General features: G+C 62.8%; 2 protein-coding genes. Both read left to right on the top strand.

Annotated features, from left to right (window positions below; genetic code table 11):
• Positions 1–169: 169 nt before the first annotated feature.
• Positions 170–1,693: an IS21 family transposase gene (istA, locus tag AB4Y31_RS31710; RefSeq protein WP_368677412.1), complete on the top strand. Its 1,524-nt coding sequence runs from the start codon at positions 170–172 to the stop codon at positions 1,691–1,693.
• A 12-nt stretch (positions 1,694–1,705) separates the two neighbouring features.
• Positions 1,706–2,473 carry an IS21-like element helper ATPase IstB gene (gene istB / locus AB4Y31_RS31705; protein WP_368677411.1) on the top strand — a complete coding sequence of 256 codons (768 nt, stop codon included), beginning with the start codon at positions 1,706–1,708 and terminating at the stop codon, positions 2,471–2,473.
• The last annotated feature ends 92 nt before the right edge of the window (positions 2,474–2,565 follow it).

Below are 2,565 nucleotides of genomic sequence, written 5' to 3'. Positions count from 1 at the left end.
GTGAGTATTTCGGACGAACGTGACCGGCCGTTTCGGGATCGTGACCGACGATTTCGGCAACGTGACCGACCATTTCGGGAACGTGACCGAGCGGACCGGCAGGCAGGATTGGCGTTGCGCATGACATCAACTACGCGAGCTATGCTCGCCGGCTTTGGCCGGAGAGAACATGCCCGCGCACCGGATGAACATGCGCATGATCAAGGACGTTTTACGACTTAAATTCGACGGTGGCCTCTCGCACGATCGGATCGCTGCGTCGCTGGGCATTTCCAAAGGCGTGGTCACGAAGTACGTCGGACTGGCGGGCGCCGCCGGGCTGGACTGGGCAAGTGCCTGCGACATGGACGAAGGCGAACTCGAGCGGCGGCTACTGGGCAAACCTACGGGTCCAGCGGCCTACGCCCAGCCCGATTACGGGCGCATCCATCAGGAACTGCGTCGCAAAGGTGTGACGCTGACGCTGCTTTGGGAGGAATACCAAGCCGAGTTCGCCGACCGGCAAACCTACCGATATACGCAGTTCTGCGAGCACTACAGGGCGTTCACGAAGCGGTTGAAGCGCTCGATGCGTCAAATCCACCGCGCCGGCGAGAAGTTGTTCGTCGACTTTGCCGGTCCAACGTTGCCGTTGACCAGTGGACGCCGCGCGCACGTGTTCGTAGCCGCGATGGGCGCCTCGAGCTACACGTTTGCTTGCGCGACGCCGGCCGAGACGATGGAGGACTGGCTGGGCGGTATTGCACGCGCACTGACCTTCTACGGTGGGGTGCCGCAACTGATCGTGCCGGACAACCCGCGCGCGATGATTGCCGATCCCGACCGCTACGAACCCCGCGCCGGCGACGCCGTGCTGGACTTCGCGCGTCATTACGGCACCTCATTCCTGCCTGCACGCGTGTATCGCCCGCAGGATAAACCGAAGGTAGAAGTCGCGGTCCAGGTCGTCGAGCGTTGGATTATGGCGCGCCTGCGTCATCACCGGTTCGCATCGGTCCAGTCGGTCGACGACGCAATCCGGCCGTTGCTCAAGAACCTGAACGAGCGCCCGTTCCAGAAACTACCGGGATGTCGTGCGAGCGCCTTCGCTGCGCTGGATGCACCCGCACTGCAGCCGCTGCCGGTGCAGCCCTATGAGCTCGCGCGCTTCAAGACGGTGACGGTTCACATCGACTATCACGTCGAGATCAACAAACACCGCTACAGCGTGCCGCACGCGCTGGTCGGTCTGAAGCTCGATGCGCGCATCACGGCGGGCGCCGTCGAGCTATTGCATCGCGGCCGTCGCGTTGCCAGTCATGCTCGCAACGATCGCGCAGGCGGCTACACCACCGTCGTCGAGCACATGCCGGCGGCCCACCGCGCTCATCTGGAATGGACACCGCAGCGGCTCATTCATTGGGGGCAGCAGATCGGCGCGGCAACCGGCGTGCTCGTTACCCGATTGTTGCAAGAGCAGCGCCACCCAGAACACGGCTATCGCGCGTGCCTAGGATTGCTCTCGCTGTCTCGTCGCTATGGTCGTGAGCGTCTCGAAGCGGCGTGTGCGCTTGCGCTGGAACTGGGCGTGCATCGCTACCGCCATGTGCGCGACATCCTGATCAACAACCGCGACCGCGCCGCAGCGGCAACGCCTGCCGACTGGGTCAGCCCGAGTCACGCGCATGTGCGCGGCCCCAGCTACTACCAATAACGAGAACCCGCCATGATGATGCAACAGACTCTGACCCAACTACGCGCCCTGAAGCTCGACGGCTTCGCGGACGGACTTGAAGAACAACTGACACAGCCTGGCGCGACCAGCCTGAGCTTCGAGGAACGGCTATCGCTGCTGGTCGATCGTGAAGCCAGTTGGCGTGATGATCGGCGCCGCACTCGGTTGCTCAAGCAAGCGCGCTTGAAGTATCCGCAGGCCGCCATCGAAGATCTCGACACGCGCGCCGGCCGAGGTGTGGACTCGCGCTCGCTCATGAGTCTCGCTCTCGGTGATTGGGTCGAAGCCGGTTACAGTCTACTCATTAGCGGCCCAACGGGTGCCGGCAAATCGTGGCTTGCCTGCGCGCTCGCGCAATACGCCTGCCGACGCGGACACTCGGCGCTGTATCTGCGCGTGCCACGGCTGAACGAGGAACTGCGTGTGTTGCATGGCAACGGCGGCTTTACCAAATGGTTGCTACAGGTCGCCCGCGTTGATGCGCTCATATTGGACGATTGGGGAATGGCTCCCCTCGACGCGATGGTTCGAAACGATCTGCTCGAGATGATCGACGACCGCGCGGCGGGCAAGGCGACCATCGTCACCAGCCAACTACCGATCGAGCACTGGCACGGCTGGATCGGCGACGAGACCATTGCCGATGCGATGCTCGATCGCCTCATGCAGCGCCATCACCGGATCACGCTGACCGGAGAATCGCTCCGAAAATCATCCCCGAAACCCACCATGCTGGAGCCCGAACTCGACCAAAACTGACAAGGAAATCTACAATCGACACCGCGCAACGCCCAAACTCGCCGAATCGGTCACGTTCCCGAAATCGGCGGTCACGTTCGCCGAAATACGCA

It is taken from the genome of Trinickia sp. EG282A, from assembly GCF_040965455.1.
In the GTDB taxonomy this organism is placed as follows: domain Bacteria; phylum Pseudomonadota; class Gammaproteobacteria; order Burkholderiales; family Burkholderiaceae; genus Trinickia; species Trinickia symbiotica.
Note: the sequence above shows the minus strand (reverse complement) of the source record. Positions and strands in the feature narration are given on the sequence as shown.